Genomic DNA, 20,218 nt, shown 5'->3' with positions numbered 1-20,218 from the left:
ATCGCCAACGCCCGCGGCGGGCCGCCCTGGGCACAACGACCGCGTGCGGTAGGGCGGAAGAGGCCGAAGGCCGTCATCCGCCATCCGGCGCAGGGGGGGCGCCGCCAGCGCCTGGGCGGTACCAACGCCATGTCGTGGAAGACGCCGCGCTCTTCCGCCCTACGGGCCGCCGGGATGCGCGGCTTTCACCCTAGTGGAAGAAGATCATGTCTTCCATCGCCGGTGCGAACACGCGGTAATACGGCGGCAGCTTCGCGAGGTGCGCCAGCACGCCCTCGTCGTGGATCCGGCGCAGTTTCGGGTTCACGCCCGTCAGCGCCAGGCCGAAGGTCAGCGCGTCCGGGCTCTCCCACTCCATGTGCACCTGGTACTCCTTTGGGCCGCCGATCGGGATCGGCGGGGACGTGTAGTCCTTGCCGAATTCGCCGAAGTTGGTGCGGCGGGATTTCGGCGGGTTGGCACCCAGCGTCTGCAGCGATTCCCAGAACGCGGGCGGTTCCAGCTGGAAGGTGCTCAGGGCGGCCTCGCCCTGTTTCTCCAGGATCATCCAGCCGATCATGCCGGGTGCGTGTTCCTGCAGCAGTTCCAGCGTCTTTACCGCGCCTTCCAGGAAGGCTTGCTCGTGGCCCTCCCGCACGTGATGCTCGCCAAGGGCGACCAGGCGGCGCATCGCGAGCCGCACCTTCGGCGGTTCCTGCTGGCGGGCAAAGGCCTGGCCCATCACGCGGGGCACGTCGGTCATCCCGATGATCGGGGGCATGTTGGCCTCGGCGATGGTGTAGACCGGTTCCCAGGGCCCGTCGACGACCATGTCGAGGCAGCCTGCGCAGAGCTCGAAGATGCGGTCGTACTGCTCGTAGTGCATGCGCTCGTGGGATTCGGCGTCCTCCCAGAGCGTGTACTGCCACAGGTTCAGCGGGTTGAGGCGCAGGTTGTGGGGTGATTCGATCACCGCCTCCAGGCTGTCGGCAGTCACCACCTGCGCGGCGCCGAAGCGCCCGCCCAGGGGGTGGGTGCCGGTCTGCAGGAACGCGTGGAAGCCCAGGAACCCGGGTTCATTGGCGGTGGTCAGGCAGACCTTGGGCCCGATGTGGCCCATCTTTTCGAAGGTCTGCGGGTCGTTGGCAACCGCGGCCTGGTTGATGGCCAGCGCTGCGCCTTTCTTCACTCCCTGGATCATCGTCGCACCTCCTTTTCCTGGTTGAGGGTAAGGTTGCGCGCCCGCGTTCCCGCGCGTGCGGGGCCATCGCCACGGGGAGGGGTTACCGGGGGTTCCGCCGTGGTGGCGGCCGCTTGAATCGGCCGGCAGATTGCGGTGACCCTGAATGTACGGAGTTTCGCGGGCCTTCCCTGTTTGCGACAGTCTCCGTCGTCGAAGTTCAGATGACCGGGCAGGGCGTCGAGATTCTCCGGACAGGATAAGCCCGCCCCGGGAGATTCCCCGGGGCGGGCTTGGTTGCTCTGGCGTGAAGGTGAAAGTCGCGCGTCGGTCGTGCAGAGACTCCCCTCCCCCGCAAGCGGGGGAGGGGATTTCCATCGTCAGGGGTGGTGCAGCGCCATGACCGTTAGAGCGACTTGGTGCAGAAATACCAGTCCTTGCACTCGTAGCCTTCCTGCATGCGAGCCTCGGCGCCTTCGGCCGTGGCCGGCGGCGGCACGATCACCTTGTCGCCGGGCTGCCAGCTTTCCGGCGTCGCGACGCCGTGGCTATCGGAGGTCTGCAGGGCTTTGACCAGGCGCAGGAACTCGGGAATCGAGCGCCCGTTGGTCATCGGGTAGTAGACCATCGCCCGCAGTACCCCGCGGTCGTCGATGATGAACGTCGCCCGCACCGCCGAGGTATCCGAGGCCCCGGGCTGGATCATCCCGTAGGCATTCGCCACCTTCATCGAGAGGTCCTCGATGATCGGGAACGGGATGTCCACCCCGAACTTTTCCTTGATGTTCCGGACCCAGGCCAGGTGGGCGTAATTGCTGTCGATCGACAGGCCCACCAGTTCGGCATTGAGTTCCTGGAACTCCGGATACGCGTTGGCGAAGGCCATGAACTCGGTGGTGCACACCGGGGTGAAGTCGGCCGGATGGGAGAACAGCACCACCCACTTGCCGCGGTAATCGGACAGCTTCTTCACGCCGTGCGTGGTCTTGGCCTCGAATTCCGGCGCGGGCTCGTTCAGGCGCGGCATGCCGGGGGCGGGGTTCTGGACTGCATTGATGTTTTCCATGGATCGGTATTCCTCTCGAGCATTCAGGGTGTCGTGGCTGCCTGCCGGGGCGGTGGCCCGCTGCAAGCATGAGCATAGTATTGAATGCTTATGAGAATAGATCCATTCGAAAGTGAGAATTCAGTTTATAGCTCATATCTATTGAGCTTCGGCGGCGGACCCAGTGCCCGGGTCGCGCGCTGCAGTCGAGTTCCCTGCCTTCGGAGCGCGGAAAAAAGGCTCGCCCCCGGGCGGTGGGGTAGTCGTGTCGGGGCCGGCACGACGGAATCGGGTCGATCGCGGAAAGATATCGGGGGTGCGGAGGCCAAAAAAAAAACCGCCCCGTGGGGCGGTTGTCTGTTCGGCATGTGGCCTTGCCGGTCTTCTGGTGCTACTGCTGCAACCAGGCGGTGTAGCCATCGGTCTTGCCTTCGAGGCCGTCGTTGTAACCGGCATCGTAGGCATCGTCGACACGCTGTTCTTCCAGCTTCGGGTTGTGCAGAACACCGCTCTGCCAGCCCAGCACGTAGGCGGGATTGACGCCGGCGCTTTCCATCTTGGTGGAAGTCTCGTAATAGGTTTTCTTGTCCATGCCGTTCTCCTCCAGAAAGTGAATAGGGTCCAGGGTCTGCGGACATCGAATGTCCGATGCCGGGAACCTTTTCCCGGCAGCGCGGCCCGATAGGGCACGATCCGCCGCTGGCTGTGCCGCCTCCGTCCGCAACTCCGCGGGGCGCAGTATAGGCTGGTGGTCCGGGGCGACGTATATCCCGATCGAGAGGGTTAACGTGCCGTCCCGGTTGCGGCACCATGCACCGTCCCGGATCAGGGGCTTCGGTTGCGTGCGCCCCGGATCTGCCGACCCATTCACGACCTCCCGGACGGACGATGCAACTTTCTGAAGACGACCAGATGACCTTCGAGAGCGGTCTCGCGGCATTCGAGGCCAAGCACTTCGCGCGAGCCATGCAGCTGCTGTCGCCGCTGGCAGAGGCGGGTCATGCCGACGCCCAGTACCGCGTGGCGATCATGTGCCAGAACGGCCTCGGGGTCGTTCGCCAGCCCGATCCCGCGGTGACCTGGATGCGAGCGGCCGCCGAACAGGGGCACGCGATGGCCCAGCATGGCCTCGGATTCATGTTTTTCGAGGGCGACTGCGTGGACAAGGATCCGGCGCAGGCCGTGCACTGGTTCGAGAAGGCGGCGGAGCAGGGTCTTGCAGGTTCCAAGACCACCCTGGCGATGATGTATGCGCAGGGCACCGGTGTGGAACGCGATCCCGAGGCCGCCCGGCGCTGGTACCTTTCCGCCGGTTTCGACCCCGACGAACTGGATTCGCTGCGCAGCTGATGCAGCCGGACGTTTCCGCCGGAAACGCAGCCACCACGATGACCCGGATTCGACTGTACCGTATCGAGACCTGTCCCTACTGTGACCGGGCCGAGCGCCTGCTGCAGCGCAAGGGGGTGGGGGACCGGCTGGACGTGATCCGCATCGACGATTCGCGCAAGGCGTTTGCCGAGATGGCGAAACTCACCGGTCAGCGCACCGTTCCGCAGGTGTTCATCGGCGAGCGGCACGTGGGCGGGTTCGATGATCTGGTCGAGCTCGACATGGATGGCGACCTCGATGAACTGCTCGACGCGCTGCGGAACCCCTGACCACGGAATTCGAACATGGATTACTACCCTCTTTTCATGAAGCTGACCGGCCGTCCCTGCCTCGTGGTCGGTGGTGGCAATGTCGCGATGCGCAAGGTCACGCTGCTGCGCAAGGCGGGGGCGCAGGTGACCGTGGTGGCGCCGGAGCTGTGTCCGGAACTGGCCGCATTGCGTGCCGCGGGCGACATCGAGTACCTGCAGCGACCCTTCGAGGATGGCGACATCGACGGGCGGGTGCTGGTCATTGCGGCCACCAGCGACGAGGCCGTCAACCGGCACGTATCGGAGCTGGCGACGGCACGGTTCGTGCCGGTGAACGTGGTCGACCGCCCGGAACTCTGCACCTTCATCACGCCGTCGATGATCGACCGTTCGCCGTTGCAGGTGGCGATCTCGACCGGTGGGGCCTCGCCGGTGCTGGCCCGGCTGATGCGTTCCCGCATCGAGAGTTTCATCCCGGCCACCTATGGCCGGCTGGCCGCGCTGGTCGAAGGGTTCCGCGACCGGGTCAAGGCGCGCCTGCCGGACACCGAACTGCGCCGGCGTTTCTGGGAACGGCAGCTCGAGGGTTCGGTGACCGAGCTGGTGCTCTCCGGGCGCGAGGACGCCGCCCGGGACATCCTTGAGAAAGCCGTAGACGAAGGACTCGATCGGCGCGACGATGGCGGCGAAGTGTTCCTGGTCGGCGCGGGCCCGGGTGACCCGGATCTGCTGACCTTCCGGGCGCTGCGCCTGATGCAGTTGGCCGACGTCGTGGTGCACGACAACCTCGTGTCGCCGGCGATCCTGGAGCTCGTGCGCCGCGATGCCGAAATGATCTACGCGGGCAAACGCCGCAACCAGCATACGCTGCCGCAGGAGGATATCAACCGCCTGCTGGTGAAGCTGGCGAAGGAAGGCAAACGGGTGCTGCGTCTGAAAGGCGGCGATCCGTTCATCTTCGGTCGGGGCGGCGAGGAGATCGATACGCTGATGCAGGAAGGCATTCCGTTCCAGGTGGTGCCGGGTATCACCGCGGCCGCGGGTTGTGCCTCGTTTGCAGGGATTCCGCTGACCCACCGTGACTACGCGCAGTCGCTCGTGTTCGCAACCGGGCATCTGAAGGACGGCACCATCGACCTGAACTGGAACATGTTGGCGCAGCCCGCGCAGACCGTGGTGTTCTACATGGGGCTGCTCGGCCTTCCGATCATCTGCCGCGAACTCAAGGCACATGGTCGGCCGGGGTCGACGCCGGCGGCGCTGGTCGAACAGGGCACGACCCAGAACCAGCGCGTGCTGGTGGGCACGCTCGACACGCTGCCCGAGCTGGTCGCGCAGCAAGACGTGCAGCCGCCAACGCTGATCATCGTCGGAGAAGTGGTCGCGCTGCACGACCGCTTGAAGTGGTTCCAGCCGGAATCCGACCACACGGCCCACAGCCTGTTCAGCAGCCACGGGCATGCGGCTCCGGTCGGCCAGGCGCAGGCAAGGGAGTCGGCATGAGCCCGGAAATGGACCTGGATCTGTCGGGCGGGGGCGGTTGCTCCGACAGCGAGCCGTTTGCGCTGCGCGTGCTCGGAGACAGCATGGCGCCCGAGTTCGAACACGGGATGGTAATCCTCATCGACCCGTCCGCCGCCGCCACGCACGGCAGCTACGTGGTCGCGCAGGTCGATGGCGAGTACCTGTTCCGCCAACTCGTGATCGAGGACGGCGGCTATTTCCTGGTGGCGCTGAAGGAAGACCATCGCCGCCTGGCCATTCCCGGGCGCGAGGCTATCGTTGGCGTGGTCACCCAGCGGGCGGGCACGCGGCGTTCGCAGCACAAGCGCTACGCCTGACGGCTGCGCCAGCAGCCCTAGTCCGACAGGCTGCACGGGAAGCGCTGATTAATTCGTCATCGCGAGGCGCGAAGCCTTAAGCCGCGAGCGCAGCGTGGCGGGACGTGGCGATCCAAACGGCGTGAGTCCTTTCGACGCCGGATGGATGATTCGCTGCGCTCACCCTGCGGGCCAGCCTTCGGCTGTTCAATGCGCTACGCGCATTAGTGCCGCGCTACGCTCGCAATCACAGGGCCCTTTGTTCAGCGTTTCTCTAGTGGGCCGTGCCGCCGATCCCGTGCTGTACCGCCAGCACCGCGGCCTCGACCCGCGAGTGCACGCCGAGCTTGCGCAGGATCGCCTTCACGTGCAGCTTCACGGTGCCGTCCGAGATGCCCAGGTTGCGCGCGATCACCTTGTTGCTCTGCCCTTCGGCCAGCAGACTCAGGATCTCGCCCTCGCGCGGGGTGAGCGCGTCGAATGGCCCGGGTTCGTCGTCCTCCACCGCGTCCGGCTGTCCTTGTAGCGCGCGCACCAGCAACTGGGCGAGCCGGGGTGCCACCACGGTTTCACCCTGAATGATCTGTTCCAGCGCCTCCACCAACTCGCTGGGTTCCATTTCCTTCAGCAGGTAGCCCTGTGCGCCGTTGCGCAGGCATTCGACCAAGTCGCTTTCGTCGGTGCTGGTGGTCAGCATCACGATCGGCATCTGCAGGCCACCCTGGCGCAGGCGCCGCAGCACCTCGAGGCCGCTCATCGTGGGCATGCGCATGTCCAGCAGGATCACGTCGGGCAGCAGCTCGCGCGCGAGGCGGATGCCGGTCTCGCCATCGCCGACTGCGCCAACGGTCTCGATCCCGTGCCGGCTCAGGAGTTCCTGCAATCCCTCCCGGAACAACGTGTGGTCGTCGATCAGCAGGACGCGCTGGGTCATTGGACTGCCCGCAGTCTGGGCTGGAACTCGACCGACTGCGGTTTCGGGTACTGGAAGTTCAGCATCACCCGTGTCCCCTCGCCGGGTTCGGTTTCGATCCGGAAGTCCCCATCCAGGCGCGCCGACCGTTCCTGCATCACGCTCAGGCCGATGTGCTCGCCCGGACTGCCGCTTGCGACCTCCTCGATCCCGCGTCCGTCGTCCTCGATCATCACGAAGCAATCGCCCCGGGTATCGCCCCGCAGGATCACGCGCACGTGCTGGGCGTCGGCGTGTTTGCGCACGTTGCACAGCGCTTCCTGTACGATCCGGAGCACCTCGGTCTCCAGCTCGATCGGGAGCTTCCTGCAGTTCCATTCCTGTTGCAGGTAAATGCTGATGCCGGTGTCGGAGCGGAACTCGTTTACCGCCTTCTCCACTGCGGATACCAGACCCTCCCGGTCCACCGGTGCCCGGAACTGGCTGATCAGTTCGCGCAACTCGGTATTGGCCCGGGACAGGTTTTCCTTGACCAGTTCCATCTCGCGGTGCGGGCCGCCACGGTCGTCCCCGAGGGACTCATCGAGCGCGCTGACCCTGAAGCCGAGGCTGGCCAGCGTCTGTGCCAGCGAGTCGTGCAGTTCGTGGGCGAGGTGGGTGCGCTCCTCCATGATGGTGAGCCGCTGCGCCTCCTCGTCGAGTCGGGCCTTCTCGATCGCCATGCCGAGGTGCCGGCCGATGCTGGTCAGCAGGTTGTCCATGTCTTCGTTCAGGTTCTGCGGCCACTCATCCAGGAACAGGCTGTAGACGCCCAGAGTCCGTCCCTGGTGCTGCAGCGGAACGGCGAGCATCGCCGGCTCGTCGTCGCTTTGGTCGTCGCAGACGCGGCCGCATTCGTACACGTCGGCCTTCCAGAGCATCTCGCTGCCGGCCACGACCTTCCCGCAGACGCACTGCCCGATCGGAAGCGTGTCGCGGCAGTGACCGCTCTGCATATCGAACCCGAGGTTGGCCACCAGTCGCATCTGCCCGTCGGAGGTCAGCAGCCGCGCCGTGGCGGCCCGGGCACCGAGGGTGCGCTTCAGACTGGACAGGAACCGCGTCAGCAGATCGTCGAGATCGCGGGACATGTTGATGCTCGCGGCCACGTCGTAGAGCACTTCGAGGGTGTGCGACTTGTCTTCCATGCGCCGGGTCTGTACCCGGACCTCGTCCTGCATCTCGTGGGTCAGGCGTTGCAACTGCTCGGTCAGTGCGTTCACGTCCCGCGCCAGTTCCCCGAACTCCCCGGTGCGAGGGACGGGAATGCGCGCCGCTAGGTTGCCGCCGCGCACGCGTTGCGCCCAGTGGCGCAGGTGGAACAGCGGGGCGACCAGGTGGTGGTAGATCACCACTGGAACGGTGAGCATCGCCAGAAAACCCACCCAGAGCACGAACGACTGGACGACGAGATGGGGAATCGCCGACCAGGTGGTGAACAGAATCCAAGCGTTCATCGCCAGCGCGATCAGCAGTGCACCGGCGATCACCGCCAGCGGCAGGAACATGCGGTTCTGCATCATGCCGCGGGCCTTGTGGTGCCATCCCTTCGCTGGCCGGATCAGCCAGTTGGCCACACCCGAGGGGCCGTTCTCGCGTTGTGTCATGGAGTGGAGTTTCATCTGGGATCGTCTCCTCCGGCCCGTCAAGGTGCCGGCTGCCGGTCCGACGGTCGTTGCCCCGGAACCGGCCCCGCGCCGGTTCGCGTTGCGTCAGGCGCGGTGTGAGCTGCGGGCCGCCTGCGTCGCTTCGGAACCCATCCCGCAAACAGTTTTCGAAGCCGGTTTCGGCAAGTCAAAGCAATTCCGTGTACGGAGCCCCTTTTTACACCATTTCCCCGCCAGGCGGCGGGATCCCGCGCCGTTCGAAGGCACTCCCGGGGGCGTGTGGCGGCACCGCACCCGTTCCTTGCCGCCTTCCTCCTGCGGCACATGAGCCTTCGCCTCGGTCTTGCCGGACGGCGGAATCCGGAGCAACGGCGCCGTCGACGTTCAAGCCCGGTGTGCCAGACTGTGGGGCCTGCCGGGGCGAGTCCGACAGGCTGCTAGAGCCCGAGGGTCTCCGCGACGAAGTCGGCATCCTTGTCGCCCCGGCCCGAAAGGTTGATCAGGTAGCGCAACCGGCGGTCGGCCTTCCGGGCCTGCTGCAGCACCCAGGCGAGCGCATGCGCGGATTCCAGTGCCGGGATGATGCCCTCGAAGCGAGAGAGATCCATGAAAGCGTCGAGACAGGCCCGGTCGTCCACGGCATGGTATTCGGCGCGTCCGGTGTCCTTGAGGTAGGCATGCTCGGGTCCGACCGACGGATAATCGAGCCCGGAGGCGATCGAATGCACGGGCTGGGGCTGTCCCTGGTCATCCTGCAGCATGTAGGAATGGAACCCGTGCATCGTACCCGGCTTGCCAAGGCTGAGCGTCGCCGCGTGGTCGCCAATCGCCAGGCTCCGACCAGAGGGCTCGACGCCGACCAGACGTACCGAGGGTGCGTCCATGAAGCCCGAGAAAATGCCCATTGCGTTCGAGCCACCCCCAACGCAGGCCACGACGTAATCCGGGAGCGCTCCGGTCATCGCCGCGAACTGCTGGCGCGCTTCGCGGCCCACGATCGCCTGGAAATCGCGGACCATCATCGGGAACGGGTGAGGGCCGACCACCGATCCGATCGCGTAGAAATAGTTCTCGGGATCCTTCAGGTAGGCCTCGAAAGCGCTGTCCACTGCATCCTTCAGGGTCCGGGTTCCGCTGTCCACGTTGACGATCCGGGCGCCCAGGATCTTCATCTTGGTGACGTTCGGGTGTTCCTTGGCGATGTCGATCGCGCCCATGTGGATCTCGCAGGGAATGCCCGCCAGCGCGCAGGCCGTGGCCATCGCGACGCCATGCTGACCGGCCCCGGTCTCCGCGATCACCCGGGTCTTGCCCATGTGCTTGGCCAACAGTGCCTCGCCGAGCGCATGGTTAATCTTGTGCGCCCCGGTGTGATTCAGGTCTTCGCGTTTCAGGTAGATCTCGGCCTGGCCACCGGCGTGCGCGCTCAGGCGGCGGGCGTGGTAGATCGGGCTCGGCCGGCCGACGTAGTGGGTGTGCAACTCGGCCAGTTCCTGCTGGTAGGCGTCGGTCTCGCGGATCGCCAGGTAGGCGTCCGCGATGGAGTCCATGATCGCCTTCAGGTGCGGCGGGACGGCCTGTCCGCCGTAGGGTCCGAAGAAACCGCCGGTATCGGGCAGTGCCTGGACCGCCCCGATGGGCGAGACGCGTTCGGGTGTCGTGGTCATCTGTTCAACCTGTGCGGGCCAGTTACGAGGGCGCGGCCCGGCATCCTTCGGGAGCATGGATGCCAGGTTTCCCCGGATCGGGCCGATGGGATGGCGGGTCGCGCCGAGATTGTAGCCCAGCCGGTCGTCAGATCGTCAGATTGCGCAGTTCCAGCGCCTCGGTGCTGAAGTCCCATACCTCGGCAAACCGTTCCGCCGCAAGCAGCGCGCCCGGCGGATCATCGCGATACGATTTCAGCCCGACATGGCCCTTGTGCTGGACCAGGTACAGCCACCCTCCCTGGTCCACGATCAGCAGCAGGCTGGCCGGCGTGTCCTCGTCGGGTTGAAAGCAGCGAACGTCCACCGCCGAAGTCAGGCGCATCACGGCGCGCGCCAGTTGTGGCTGTCCCTCCTTCAGCGCGAGTGCATCGTCGATCAGCAACCGGAGATCCGCATACCGGGTGCACCGGGCGATCCGGGACAGGGCCCCGGCGAAGTCGATCGGTGGAAGGGCGCACAGCAACTGGGACCGGGTCTGCAGCCAGATCCGCCTGCGCGCGGATTCCAGCAGTTCACGGATCTCGCTGGCGGCCCGTTCGAGGTCGTTTTCCCGGTCTTGGCTGGCTTCCCCGGTCAATGGAACGCCGGCTCCCGCGGGTTCTAGCTCGCCATGGCCATGCTGCGGTGCAACCGCCTGAGCATGCGTTGGTGCGGGATACCGGCGTCTTCGAACACATCGCTGATCACGATGAACCCGTGGGGTGCATAGAAACTGCGCCGCGTATGCTGGGCGTTCAGCCAGACCTCGTGCCAGCCGTGTGCCTCGGCGGCCGCGATCGCGTGATGGAGCAGACGCGATCCGATCTTCCGCCCCCGGTAGGCGGGCAGCACGGCCATGCGCCCGATCTGGCCGCTGGGCAGTAGGCGCAGGGTGCCCACCGGCTCGTGGTCCTCCGCGAGGGCCAGCCAATGCAGGGCGGTTGCGTCCAGCCCGTCGAATTCGAGTGTGCGCGGAACGTTCTGTTCCTTGATGAAGACCTCGCAGCGGACGGCCTCCAGGGCCTCTCTGTCAGCGGGCCAGCTGGCCTCGCGGATCCGGATTCGGCTCATTACCTGTCTTTCCTTGGCGGGGCGGCAGTCGTGCGCGTCGCTGCCGCGGGGTTCTCGGGACCGTTGGATGACCAAAGACTCCTTTTCGGTTGGATCTTGCCACGAGTGTAGTGCCTGCCGCTGCATGCTGCAGGTTTTCGTGTCCGACGCGGCGCAGCTGGACGTCCAGCCGAGGGTGCCAGTCTGGGAGGCGAGTGCTACGAGCTGATGACGTCCGCCCTGCGGGTTCCGCAACGCGTTACCGGCGCTGTCTCAGCTCCGTTGGCCGTTGCGCGCCGAACCGGGGCGTGTCAGTACCGCCGTTGTAGGATGACCTGCATCAGGTCCACGCGACCTGACCGGAAGCCGGTCTCGCAGTAGGCGAGGTAGTAGCGCCACATGCGCAGGAAGCGGTCGTCGTACCCGAGGGCGCGGATGACATCGCCGGAACGCCGGACCTCCTCGAACCAGCGGCGCAGCGTCAGCGCGTAGTCCGGGCCGAAGAAGTCCTGTTCCCGCCGGACGAGCCCGGCCGCACCGGCGAGGGCGTTGAACCGCCGGACCGGGGGCAGCATGCCCCCGGGAAAGACGTAGAGCTGGATGAAGTCCGCGCTGACGCGGTAGCGGGCAAATGCCTGCTCGTCGATGGTGATCACCTGGAGCGCGGCGCGGCCCCCGGGGCGCAGGCATTGGCACAGGCGGTCGAAATATGTGGCCCACCATTCTTCGCCCACCGCCTCGAACATCTCGATGGATACGACGTGGTCGTACTGCCCCGAGAGATCGCGGTAGTCCTGCAGGCGCAGTTCGACGCGCTCGGACAGGCCGGCACGCGCGATGCGTTCCCGGGCGTATTCGAGCTGCTCCTGCGACAGGGTGACGCCGGTCACCCGGTAGCCCCGGCGTGCCGCTGCCTCGGCGAAGCCGCCCCAGCCGCAGCCGATCTCCAGGATGTGCGCGCCGGGTTCCGCGTCGAGTCGATCGAGCAGTCGCTGGTACTTGCGCTGCTGTGCGGTCTCGAGGGCCTCATCGCCCTTGCTGAACAACGCCGACGAGTAGGACATCGTCGAGTCGAGCCATTGCCGGTAGAACTCGTTGCCGAGGTCGTAGTGAAAACGGATAATGGCGCGGCTCCCGCGCCGGCTGTTGCGGCGCAGCCGGTGGCGGAAGCGATCCAGTTGCCGCTGCCACGCGGGGCGGTCGGCCAGGTCGGTCAGCGCGTGCTCGTTGTCCATCGTGAACTGTAGCAGCGACTGCAGGTCTGGTGTGCCCCAGTCCCCCGCGATGTAGCCCTCGGCGAAGCCGATCTCGCCGCGGTGCAGGAGCCGGAACAGCGCGCGCCACGGGCGGCGCAAACGCCAGACGGCCGCAACGCCCTTCGCCTGCCCGCGCAGGCTCACCCGGTTTCCGGCGGCGTCGATCAGCGTGAGCTCGCCGTGGTCGATGCCGGCCAGTGCTCGGGCCAGCCAGCGTAGCGGCAGCGCCGGGGATCGCTGCTCGGCGGATTGTGCTGCGGTGGTGGAGACGGGATCGGGGGGCATCAGCTGACCTCCTGTGTGGGGGGCTCGGGTTTGCGGTGGAAACGGCCGCCGCGCAGCCAGATCTTCAGGGCCTGCCAGTGGATCAGGAACAGGATCCTGGTGGTCGCCCAGGGCATCGTGAACAGGATCCTGAGCAGGGCTGGGTCGGTGAATTCGCGTCGCCGGCCGGTCTGGGTGGCGATGAGCAGCAGGTCACGGTCCTCGTACTCCAGGATCGCGATGCCGAGGGTCTCGGCCGGCGCCTGCAGCCGGAAGGCATAGCGCGCCTCCATGCCGATAAACGGGGAGACATGGAACCGCTTCGACTTCTCACCCCGTACTGGCCAATCGAGTGGGGCTCCGCCGTTGTGCAGCAGGTAGTGATGGTGTTCGCCGAAGGTGTTGCGAACCTCGAGCAGCACGGCGCGTGTTGTGCCATCGCGATGATCGCAGTACCAGACACTCAGCGGGTTGAACGCGTGGCCCAGGATCCGCGGCATCGCCAGCAGCCGGATGCGGCCTCCCTCGAGCCGGATCGCGTGCCTGGCGAGGACAGCGTCGATCCAGGGCCGCCACGGACTCCCGTCGCGGCGTCCGTGGTCGCGCGTGTACAGGCTGAACAGGTTGAACCGATCCAGCGAGAACCAGCGATGGTCTTGCGCCAGCGCTTCCACTTGGTCGACGTCGAACAGCATCGTGAACAGTCGGTAGCGGAAGCGGTAGGCGACCGGGAAGAAGCGCCGGTGCATCACCTGGCAGACGTAGATCTGTGCGGGTGTAGGCATCAGGCGGCCCGGGCAGCCTCGGTGATCGGGTCGGCAGCTCGCTCCGGGACCGGTTCCTGCCCGGACTCCCACGGTGGTGTCACGCCCAGGTGCCGCGCGACCGCAACGGCCGACCGCATGCCGTCCTCGTGAAAGCCGTAGCCGGTCCAAGCGCCGGCAAGGTATACCCCGTCGAGGCCCTGCATGGCCGCGATGCGGCTCTGGGCAGCGATGGCCGCTGAATCCATGATCGGGTGGCGCCAGCGAAATTCTCCGAGCACGCTGGCAGGGTGGGGTTCGCGCCAGGGGTTGAGGCTGACGATGTAATCCCGCGGCCGGTCCAGTCGGTGCAGCCGGTTCATGTAATAGGATACCGACACCCGCTGGCCGTCGACGCCCTGCCGGCAGGTCAGGTAGTTCCAGGACGACCAGACCCGCTTCGAGCGCGGCATCAGGCGGGCATCGGTGTGCAGGATCGCCCGGTTGTCCTGGAAGCGGCAGGCTGAGAGGGCGGCAGCCTGCTCCGGTGTCGGGTGGGTCAGCAGGGACAGTGCATCGTCTGCGTGGCAGGCGAAGACCACGGCATCGAAGTGTTCGTTGCCGGCGTCGGTGCTCGTTTGCCAGCGGCCTGCCACGCGCTGTACAGCCGTAACACCCTGGTGCCGTATCGTGCCCGGCTGCAACCGTTCGACGAGTCGGTTCACGTAGCTGCGGCTGCCACCCACCACGGTACGCCATTGCGGCCGTCGGTCGATGTCGAGGAGCCCGTGGTTGCGGAAGAACTCGAGGAAACCGCGTGCCGGGAAAGCGCCCATCGTGGTGGTGGGGCAGGACCAGATCGCCGCCGCCATCGGGAGCAGGTAATCGTCGGTGAAGCCGGCGCTGAAGCGGTGCCGGTACAGGAACTGCCCGAGGGTGATCCCGCTCACGCTGTCCTGCGCGAGCAATCGCCTGCCGAGCCGGTTGAAGCGCAGGATATCCGTGATCATGCGCAGAAAGCGCGGCCGCATGAGGTTCCGCCGCTGGGCGAACAGGGTGTTCAGGTCAGTACCGGCGTACTCGATGCCCCCCGGCTGCAGCGAATAGGCGAAGGACATGTCGGTGCACTGTGTGGGCACCTCCAGGTGCGCGAACAGCCGCGTGAGCAACGGGTAGTTGCACTCGTTGTACACGACGAACCCGGTATCGATCGCGAGCGGGCCGCCTGGGTCCGGCACGCTGACGGTATGCGCGTGGCCGCCTGGTACCGCCTCCTTTTCGAACAGCCGGACTTCGAATCGGGTCTGCAGCAGCCAAGCGGTGGCCAGGCCGGAAATACCGGCTCCGATGATGGCGATGCGTTGCCTGCTCATGTGATGCCTCGTTGCGGTCGGGTTGTGGACATAGTTATACAGGACTTTTACAATACTTGTAAATCTCATCCGGAGTCGTGCCGTGACATTGTTTCCGTTCCTGCTTCCCGTCCTTGCCACCGTGCTCGCGAGAACGTCCCCGACCCGGGCTCACCCGTGCCCGGATACCTTCGACTCCGGGTTGCGCCTGCCGGTGGGCCAGGCACCCGTGCGGCGCTGCGATCGGCGTTGGGGGCAGGTACTGGCGTCGTCCGGTACCCGGGTGCGACCGGAGGATCGCTGCCTGCGGGGCGCGATCCATGCGGTGCTGCAGTGACGCGCTGGCCCGAAGACGTCGCCGCCGCGCTGGAGCGGTACGAAGTCATCGCAATCACCTCGGGGATCACCGATCTGCGCGAGGCCGCCGGGTTGCTCGATCGTCTGCGTCCGGGGCGCTGGCAGCGGATCGAGTGGGGGATGGGTTCTGCCGCCAATCGTGCCCGCTTTCACTCGCTGCAACAGGCCTCCGGATTTCACATGCTGCCGATGTTCGTTGCCCGGGACGGTGTCATCGGTGGTCTGCCCGAGCTGCGTCGCTACCTGGATACGGGCCGCCTGCCCTTGGATCCAGGGGCGCCACCATCGCTGCTGGTATCTCTCGGCTACGCTGGCCTGGTCCCGTTCCTGTTCTTCGGCGCCGCCTCCTGGTTCGGGTCACCCGCGTGGCAGGATTTCGCGCTGAATGCGCTGGGTCTGTACGGGGCGGTGATCCTCGCCTTCCTCGGAGGAGTGCACTGGGGTCTGTATCTGGTGGACCGGAACTATCGCGTGGCGGGCCTTGCGGCCCCGGCCTGGGCGGTGTTGCCGGCCATCGCCGGCTGGGCGGCCCTGCTGCTGCCGGCGCCGCTCTCCCTGGTCGCACTGGTGCCGATGTTAGCGTGAAAATACGCCGCCCTAGAATCGTATGTCTCTGATTTATAATCGTAGTTTCATCCTTCGGGGTGCCTCGCGGCCGAGGGCATGACAGTTAGCGTGAAAGAACCTGACGTTGGGGCGAGCGAGATTCTGGCGTGACGCATGCCGGTGCGCAAATGCCTGCTTGCGGGACTCGAAGAGCCTGTGTGGCGGCTCAGGTGGCGGTGAGATAGCCGTGCTTTTCCAGCATCTTCAGCCAGCGCGGCGCGTTGCGCTGCACGACGAGAGCCTCGTAATCGACGGTGCGATCCTGGTAGGGGGCCGCATGATTGAGCATGGCGTAGACGATGCGCAGGAGCTTGTGCGCCAGGGCCACGATGGAGCGCTTGTGTCCCTTGCGGATGGACAAGGCCGAAAACTTGTCCTTGAGCGCACAGCGGGTGCGGGAGGCGGCTTGCGCGAACTCGCACAGCAGGCGACGGACCCAGGCGTTGCCCTTGCGCGTGCGTCCGCTTTTGCGTTTGCCGGCGCTCTCGTGGTTGCCGGGGCAGATGCCGACCCAGGACGCGAGGCGTTCGGCGCTGCCGAAGCTCGCCATGTCGGTACCGATTTCGACGAGCAGCATGGCGGCGCCAATGCGGTCGATGCCGGGCACGGTTTCCAGCAGGCACACCTGCGGCTCCCAGGGGGCCAGACCCGCAAGCAGTTCCTGTTCGAAGCGGGCGATCATGGCCTCGAGGTACTCGATGTGCGCCAGAACCTCGTTGAGCACGAAGCGGTGCCTGGTGCTCAGTTCCTCCGGTTGCAGGGCTTCGAACAGTTCTTCGCGGGGAAGCCCGCAGGCGGCCGGCGAGGTCGAGGATTGCGTGCATGGGGGGCATCGGCGAGCAGGGCCTTGATCATGGCCCGTGCCGACGCGCCGTGTACGTCGGAGACCAGCACGTTCAGGCGAATCCCGGCATCGGTCAGCACCTTGTGCAGCCGGTTCTTCTCCGCGGCCAGCATCCCGACCAGCTTCTGGCGCTGCCGGGCGATCAGGCGCAGATGGCGGATCTCGGCCGGAGGAATGAACGAAGCCCGCAGCAGACCGGCACGGGCCAGCGTGGCCAGCCACTGGGCATCGGAGAGGTCGGTCTTGCGGCCAGGCACGTTTCGGGCGTGACGGGCATTGACCGACCCAGGCCATGACGCCCACACGCTCAAGGGCCGCATAGGGGCTCTTCCAGTAGATCCCGGTGCTCTCCATCACCACGACCTCGGGGTCGAATCCGCGAACCCACTCGGCCAACGCCCGCCGATCGCGCTTGAACCACCAAACTCCCGGTGCTCCACCGCCACACTGCCATCGGGCTGCTCGATCAGCGCACAGGCCGTGATCTTGCTCTGGTGCACATCCAGACCGACAACGCGCCGGTGAATCGGGGTAATGTCCATGCTGACCTCCTCGGGCAAACGCACTATCCTTCACGATGTGCTGTCGCCAAGGGCGCCGTCCTTCAACGGCCTGTCGGGACTCGACGGCTCTTTTTAGCGTGCGCTGTCCATGACCCTTCCAGGCCATGCCAGGCAATCCGGGGTACGAGTGAAGGGCAGCGGGTCGAGTTAGCGTGCGCGGTCAGGCGCCATCAAGAATTATCGCGACCTCAGCCCGACGCGACAGCACGCCCATTATCTTTCATCATCGGGGGTGCCGCGCGCCCGGCGGCATGACAGTTAGCGTGAAAATACGCCGCCCTAGAATCGTATGTCTCTGATTTATAATCGTAGTTTCATCCTTCGGGGTGCCTCGCGGCCGAGGGCATGACAGTTAGCGTGAAAATACGCCGCCCTAGAATCGTATGTCTATGATTTATCATCGTATTTTCATCTTTCGGGGTGCCTCGCGGCCGAGGGCATGACAGTTAGCGTGAAAGTCACGGTCATGGCCCCGCTCCCCGTAGGAGCGTGCCTTGCACGCGAACGCGCCGCAGGCGCGCCGGCCGCTGGCGGTCCACCCAACGCCGTTTCGCGAGCGAGGCTCGCTCCTACACGGTGGATTCCAACGTCGCGGGCCACCCTAAACAGCACTGCGCCCCCCGGAGGCCAGCCCTCTGGCCGATCGCCTTTCATGGTCGGGGGTGGCCTATGGTCATGATCGTTAGCGTACATGGTGCAGGATCCGGTCCGGTGGCGCCTCAATCGGGCCGGAGCTGCGGGCTGAGCAGCGCGAGCGTGCGCTCGGTCGCGCCCCGGTGGATGTCGAGCGTCTCCTGCGCGTGACGCGCGAGTTCACGGGCGCGTTCGCGGTCCACCAGCAGCCCGTTCAGCGCCTCGAACAGCGCGTCGACGTCCGCCACCTGCAAAACCGCCCCGGCCTCGACCAGCAGGGCGACCATGTCGGCGAAATTGCGGGTGTCCGGACCCAGAATCACCGGGCACCCGCCCGCGATCGGTTCCAGCGGGTTCTGGCCGCCGTGGGCGACCAGACTTCCCCCGACGAAAGCTGCGTCGCCGAGCGCATAGAGTGCCGCGAGTTCGCCCAGGGTATCGACCACGATGACGTCCGCGGCAGTGCCCGAGGGGTCCATCTGCGAGCGGGCGACAGCGCTCAGCCCGGCCTCCCGCACCTCGGCGACGATGGACTCCGCGCGGGCCGGGTGCCGGGGTGCCAGCAACAGCTGGATCAGGCTGTGCGGGTAGCGCTCGCAGAGGCGGTGGTGGATTTCGATCAGCCGGCTCTCCTCGCCGGGATGGGTGGAGCCGGCCACCCACAGGCGTTCCCCGAGGAAATGGCCCCGGATCAGGTCGGTCCGGGCTCGGCCCGGTGCCACGTCGAACTTCAGGTTTCCGGCCACCTCGACCCGTGTCGCCCCGAGCGCCCGGAAGTGTGCGGCATCCGCCGGGCTCTGCGCGGCAACCCAGTCCAGTCCCGCCAGCAGCGGCCCGTACAGCGTGCGGAATCGGCGGTAAGTGTCGCGCAGCCGCGGGCTCAGGCGAGCGTTCGCCAGAACCGCGGGCAGGTCTGCCCGGCGGCACTGCCAGAGCAGGTTGGGCCACAGCTCGGTCTCGATCAGCACCAGCGCGCCGGGTCGAAGTTCGCGGATGAAACGGCGTACCAGCGGCGGCGAATCCAGCGGCAGATAGCGCACCTCGACGGGCAGTCCGCTGGCCTGCAGGCGTTCCCCCTCCGCGCGGCCGGCCGGGGTGACCGTGGTCAGCTGGATGCGCAGGTTAGGCCGCTTCCGTGCCAGAGCTTCCACCAGCGTGCCGGCGACCCGCATCTCGCCCAGCGAAACCGCGTGGATCCAGAGATCCGGGGCCGGTGTCGGTGCCGGTCCGCGGCACAGGCGCTCGCCGACATGCTGGCCATAGGCGGCTTCGCGGCGTGCACGCCAGAAGAAGTGCAGCAGCGCTACTGGGATCAGCAGGTGGATGACGACGTTGTAGACCTGCCGCGCGAGATGAAACAGCAGCCGGCGCGCGAGATTCATCGCGGGCTCAGCCGTGGCCGGCTGCTGTTTCGCGACCGGAACCGGTCGGTTGCCACTTCGGGGGCGGTCATGCACTGCCCGTCCTCGATCCGGCCGCGACGGGCCGGTCGGTGATCCGGCGCACGGCCTGCACGATGTCTTCCCAGTCGCGGCAGACGAAATCGGCCTGCGTACCTCCCGCGCCGGTGGGGTCGAGCAGGATGGTGCGGCATCCGGCCCGCCGGCCGGCCTCGATGTCCGAGGCCTTATCGCCAATCATGAAGCTCTGCGCGGGATCGACGCCGAGCCGGTCCGCGGAACGCCGGATCATCAGCGGCGAGGGCTTGCGGCAGTCGCACCCGTCCTCCGGTGCATGCAGGCAGTACTCGGCATCGTCGATCGGCACGCCGTGCACCGCCAGCAGGTCCAGCAGGCGCTGATGCACGGCCTCGACCGCCGCTGCGTCGAAATAGCCCCGGCCGACGCCGGACTGGTTGCTGATGATCGACAGCCGATACCCGGCCTCGCGCAGCGCGGCAAGGGCTTCGGCAGCGCCAGGCAGCAGTTCCACCTGCTCCGGTAGGCTGGGGTAGCCGACGTCCACCATCAGCGTGCCATCCCGGTCCAGAAACAGCGCGCGGACACTCATGCGCGCGGGTTTCCGTTGCCGGCCTCCTGCGGGATGCGCCCCTCCGCGACCGCCTCGTCGACCCCCTGGCAGACCAGGTGGCCGATGGTGATGTGGCTCTCCTGGATACGCGCGGTATCGGTGGCGGGCACGCGCAGGCAGAAGTGGGCACGGTCCGCGAGCCGGCCGCCGCCCTCGCCGGTCATCGCGACCGTGATCAGTCCGTTCGCGCGGGCCGCTTCGACCGCCTTGAGCACGTTCGGCGAGTTGCCGCTGGTGCTCAGGCCCACGGCAACGTCGCCGGGGCGCCCCAGACCCTGGATCTGGCGCAGGAAGATCTGGTCGAAGCCGTAGTCGTTGCCGATGCTGGTCAGGATCGAGGTGTCCGTGGTAAGTGCCAGCGCCGGCAGCGGGCGGCGCTCGAGGGTGAACCGGCCGATGAGTTCGGCGGCCAGGTGCTGGGCGTCCGCCGCACTGCCGCCGTTGCCGAAAAAGAACACGGTGTTGCCCCGGGCCAGAGCCGCGATCACCGCCTCGATCACCTCCAGGATAGCGCCGGCTTGCTCGTCCGCGAGCTGCGTCTTGATCCGTGCGCTCTCGCGCAATACCTCGCTGAGGGTCTCGGGGGTCATGGCCGCACCGTCCGG

20 protein-coding genes and 1 pseudogene are annotated in these 20,218 nt (G+C 66.6%); 6 read left to right on the top strand and 15 right to left on the bottom strand.

The genetic code is table 11. The features are described 5' to 3' along the window. Positions 1-190: 190 nt before the first annotated feature. The 3 genes from TVNIR_RS12870 to TVNIR_RS12860 all read right to left on the bottom strand — a co-directional run bounded on the left by TVNIR_RS12870 (position 191) and on the right by TVNIR_RS12860 (position 2,796). On the bottom strand, positions 191-1,180 hold the full coding sequence (locus TVNIR_RS12870) for a sulfur oxygenase reductase family protein (protein ID WP_015259470.1): 990 nt from the start codon (positions 1,178-1,180) through the stop codon (positions 191-193). Positions 1,181-1,565: 385 nt separating this feature from the next. Further along, positions 1,566-2,225, bottom strand: coding sequence for a peroxiredoxin (locus TVNIR_RS12865; RefSeq protein ID WP_015259469.1), 660 nt, complete (start codon positions 2,223-2,225; stop codon positions 1,566-1,568). Positions 2,226-2,595: 370 nt separating this feature from the next. Further along, a complete protein-coding gene (locus TVNIR_RS12860; protein WP_015259468.1) occupies positions 2,596-2,796 on the bottom strand; it encodes an Alvin_2107 family globule sulfur oxidation protein in 201 nt (66 codons plus the stop codon). Positions 2,797-3,092: 296 nt separating this feature from the next. Between TVNIR_RS12860 and TVNIR_RS12855 the strand changes: the two genes are divergently transcribed. From TVNIR_RS12855 to TVNIR_RS12840, 4 genes are read left to right on the top strand one after another with little or no spacing between them, the layout of a single operon-like run. Then, entirely contained in the window at positions 3,093-3,554 is a 462-nt protein-coding gene (locus tag TVNIR_RS12855) for a tetratricopeptide repeat protein (RefSeq protein ID WP_043739732.1), read from the top strand. 38 nt (positions 3,555-3,592) lie between these two features. Next, positions 3,593-3,865, top strand: coding sequence for a glutaredoxin 3 (gene grxC, locus TVNIR_RS12850; RefSeq protein ID WP_043740648.1), 273 nt, complete (start codon positions 3,593-3,595; stop codon positions 3,863-3,865). 15 nt (positions 3,866-3,880) lie between these two features. Continuing rightward, a complete protein-coding gene (gene cysG, locus TVNIR_RS12845) occupies positions 3,881-5,350 on the top strand; it encodes a siroheme synthase CysG (protein ID WP_015259465.1) in 1,470 nt (489 codons plus the stop codon). Then, a complete protein-coding gene (locus TVNIR_RS12840; RefSeq protein WP_015259464.1) occupies positions 5,347-5,688 on the top strand; it encodes a S24 family peptidase in 342 nt (113 codons plus the stop codon). Before cysG ends, TVNIR_RS12840 begins: the two co-directional genes overlap by 4 nt. A 253-nt stretch (positions 5,689-5,941) precedes the next feature. On the opposite strand, the gene TVNIR_RS12835 is transcribed toward TVNIR_RS12840, so the two are convergent. From TVNIR_RS12835 to TVNIR_RS12800, 8 genes are all read right to left on the bottom strand, one after another. Continuing rightward, positions 5,942-6,601 (bottom strand): response regulator, encoded by a 660-nt coding sequence (locus tag TVNIR_RS12835; RefSeq protein WP_015259463.1) that lies wholly within the window; start codon positions 6,599-6,601, stop codon positions 5,942-5,944. After that, positions 6,598-8,241 (bottom strand): ATP-binding protein, encoded by a 1,644-nt coding sequence (locus TVNIR_RS12830; RefSeq protein ID WP_083499459.1) that lies wholly within the window; start codon positions 8,239-8,241, stop codon positions 6,598-6,600. The genes TVNIR_RS12835 and TVNIR_RS12830 overlap by 4 nt, the downstream gene beginning before the upstream one ends. Positions 8,242-8,663: 422 nt before the next feature. Continuing rightward, positions 8,664-9,863: a tryptophan synthase subunit beta gene (gene trpB, locus TVNIR_RS12825; protein ID WP_211263199.1), complete on the bottom strand. Its 1,200-nt coding sequence runs from the start codon at positions 9,861-9,863 to the stop codon at positions 8,664-8,666. A gap of 157 nt (positions 9,864-10,020) precedes the next feature. Next, positions 10,021-10,512, bottom strand: a complete 492-nt coding sequence (locus TVNIR_RS12820) for a DUF7931 domain-containing protein (protein WP_015259460.1) — start codon at positions 10,510-10,512, stop codon at positions 10,021-10,023. 23 nt (positions 10,513-10,535) lie between these two features. Beyond that, entirely contained in the window at positions 10,536-10,985 is a 450-nt protein-coding gene (locus TVNIR_RS12815) for a GNAT family N-acetyltransferase (protein ID WP_015259459.1), read from the bottom strand. Positions 10,986-11,275: 290 nt separating this feature from the next. Further along, a complete protein-coding gene (locus TVNIR_RS12810) occupies positions 11,276-12,505 on the bottom strand; it encodes an SAM-dependent methyltransferase (RefSeq protein ID WP_015259458.1) in 1,230 nt (409 codons plus the stop codon). Beyond that, positions 12,505-13,269 carry a DUF1365 domain-containing protein gene (locus tag TVNIR_RS12805; protein ID WP_015259457.1) on the bottom strand — a complete coding sequence of 255 codons (765 nt, stop codon included), beginning with the start codon at positions 13,267-13,269 and terminating at the stop codon, positions 12,505-12,507. The genes TVNIR_RS12810 and TVNIR_RS12805 overlap by 1 nt, the downstream gene beginning before the upstream one ends. After that, complete coding sequence (locus TVNIR_RS12800) at positions 13,269-14,600, bottom strand: NAD(P)/FAD-dependent oxidoreductase (protein ID WP_015259456.1); 1,332 nt, start codon at positions 14,598-14,600, stop codon at positions 13,269-13,271. The genes TVNIR_RS12805 and TVNIR_RS12800 overlap by 1 nt, the downstream gene beginning before the upstream one ends. An 82-nt stretch (positions 14,601-14,682) precedes the next feature. Between TVNIR_RS12800 and TVNIR_RS20770 the strand changes: the two genes are divergently transcribed. Continuing rightward, complete coding sequence (locus TVNIR_RS20770; protein WP_015259455.1) at positions 14,683-14,916, top strand: hypothetical protein; 234 nt, start codon at positions 14,683-14,685, stop codon at positions 14,914-14,916. Beyond that, a complete protein-coding gene (locus TVNIR_RS12795; protein ID WP_015259454.1) occupies positions 14,913-15,521 on the top strand; it encodes a DUF3429 domain-containing protein in 609 nt (202 codons plus the stop codon). Before TVNIR_RS20770 ends, TVNIR_RS12795 begins: the two co-directional genes overlap by 4 nt. Positions 15,522-15,708: 187 nt before the next feature. Here the strand turns inward: TVNIR_RS12795 and TVNIR_RS12790 are convergent. The 4 genes and pseudogenes from TVNIR_RS12790 to TVNIR_RS12775 all read right to left on the bottom strand — a co-directional run bounded on the left by TVNIR_RS12790 (position 15,709) and on the right by TVNIR_RS12775 (position 20,203). Beyond that, positions 15,709-16,928, bottom strand: a pseudogene (locus TVNIR_RS12790) (IS110 family RNA-guided transposase). A 740-nt stretch (positions 16,929-17,668) separates the two neighbouring features. Then, entirely contained in the window at positions 17,669-18,964 is a 1,296-nt protein-coding gene (locus TVNIR_RS12785; RefSeq protein ID WP_015259452.1) for a 3-deoxy-D-manno-octulosonic acid transferase, read from the bottom strand. Positions 18,965-19,031: 67 nt separating this feature from the next. Next, positions 19,032-19,592: a D-glycero-alpha-D-manno-heptose-1,7-bisphosphate 7-phosphatase gene (locus tag TVNIR_RS12780; RefSeq protein WP_015259451.1), complete on the bottom strand. Its 561-nt coding sequence runs from the start codon at positions 19,590-19,592 to the stop codon at positions 19,032-19,034. Further along, positions 19,589-20,203 carry a D-sedoheptulose-7-phosphate isomerase gene (locus TVNIR_RS12775; RefSeq protein ID WP_015259450.1) on the bottom strand — a complete coding sequence of 205 codons (615 nt, stop codon included), beginning with the start codon at positions 20,201-20,203 and terminating at the stop codon, positions 19,589-19,591. The genes TVNIR_RS12780 and TVNIR_RS12775 overlap by 4 nt, the downstream gene beginning before the upstream one ends. Positions 20,204-20,218 lie beyond the last annotated feature (15 nt).

It is taken from the genome of Thioalkalivibrio nitratireducens DSM 14787 (assembly GCF_000321415.2).
GTDB classification, from domain to species: domain Bacteria; phylum Pseudomonadota; class Gammaproteobacteria; order Ectothiorhodospirales; family Ectothiorhodospiraceae; genus Thioalkalivibrio; species Thioalkalivibrio nitratireducens.
This window is presented reverse-complemented; position numbering and strand designations above follow the sequence as displayed.

Coding starts and splice junctions, on each gene's coding strand:
- TVNIR_RS12870 (WP_015259470.1), bottom strand. CDS start 1,180: ATGATCCAGGGAGTGAAGAAAGGCGCAGCGCTGGCCATCAACCAGGCC.
- TVNIR_RS12865 (WP_015259469.1), bottom strand. CDS start 2,225: ATGGAAAACATCAATGCAGTCCAGAACCCCGCCCCCGGCATGCCGCGC.
- TVNIR_RS12860 (WP_015259468.1), bottom strand. CDS start 2,796: ATGGACAAGAAAACCTATTACGAGACTTCCACCAAGATGGAAAGCGCC.
- TVNIR_RS12855 (WP_043739732.1), top strand. CDS start 3,093: ATGCAACTTTCTGAAGACGACCAGATGACCTTCGAGAGCGGTCTCGCG.
- grxC (WP_043740648.1), top strand. CDS start 3,593: ATGACCCGGATTCGACTGTACCGTATCGAGACCTGTCCCTACTGTGAC.
- cysG (WP_015259465.1), top strand. CDS start 3,881: ATGGATTACTACCCTCTTTTCATGAAGCTGACCGGCCGTCCCTGCCTC.
- TVNIR_RS12840 (WP_015259464.1), top strand. CDS start 5,347: ATGAGCCCGGAAATGGACCTGGATCTGTCGGGCGGGGGCGGTTGCTCC.
- TVNIR_RS12835 (WP_015259463.1), bottom strand. CDS start 6,601: ATGACCCAGCGCGTCCTGCTGATCGACGACCACACGTTGTTCCGGGAG.
- TVNIR_RS12830 (WP_083499459.1), bottom strand. CDS start 8,241: ATGAAACTCCACTCCATGACACAACGCGAGAACGGCCCCTCGGGTGTG.
- TVNIR_RS12815 (WP_015259459.1), bottom strand. CDS start 10,985: ATGAGCCGAATCCGGATCCGCGAGGCCAGCTGGCCCGCTGACAGAGAG.
- TVNIR_RS12810 (WP_015259458.1), bottom strand. CDS start 12,505: ATGCCCCCCGATCCCGTCTCCACCACCGCAGCACAATCCGCCGAGCAG.
- TVNIR_RS12805 (WP_015259457.1), bottom strand. CDS start 13,269: ATGCCTACACCCGCACAGATCTACGTCTGCCAGGTGATGCACCGGCGC.
- TVNIR_RS12800 (WP_015259456.1), bottom strand. CDS start 14,600: ATGAGCAGGCAACGCATCGCCATCATCGGAGCCGGTATTTCCGGCCTG.
- TVNIR_RS12785 (WP_015259452.1), bottom strand. CDS start 18,964: ATGAATCTCGCGCGCCGGCTGCTGTTTCATCTCGCGCGGCAGGTCTAC.
- TVNIR_RS12780 (WP_015259451.1), bottom strand. CDS start 19,592: ATGAGTGTCCGCGCGCTGTTTCTGGACCGGGATGGCACGCTGATGGTG.
- TVNIR_RS12775 (WP_015259450.1), bottom strand. CDS start 20,203: ATGACCCCCGAGACCCTCAGCGAGGTATTGCGCGAGAGCGCACGGATC.